At 32.1% G+C, this 209-nt stretch carries 1 protein-coding gene; it reads left to right on the top strand.

The window, feature by feature from the left end:
• Positions 1-209 (top strand): DDE-type integrase/transposase/recombinase (locus IDG64_RS15070; RefSeq protein ID WP_133062790.1); only part of this gene is annotated, 209 nt, incomplete at both ends.

Below are 209 nucleotides of genomic sequence, written 5' to 3'. Positions count from 1 at the left end.
AGAATATGCCCCAATTTTATATCAAATTTGGAAGAAAAAGCATAAAAAAGCTTATTACAAATGGCGTATTGATGAGACGTATATCAAAATAAAAGGAAAATGGAGCTATTTATATCGTGCCATTGATACAGAGGGACATACATTAGATATTTGGTTGCGTAAGCAACGAGATAATCATTCAGCATATGCGTTTATCAAACGTCTCATTA

Source organism: Staphylococcus sp. EG-SA-15 (assembly GCF_017151895.1).
GTDB lineage: Bacteria > Bacillota > Bacilli > Staphylococcales > Staphylococcaceae > Staphylococcus > Staphylococcus aureus.
The sequence above is the reverse complement of the archived record's forward strand: the minus strand, read 5'-3'. Positions and strand labels throughout refer to the sequence as shown.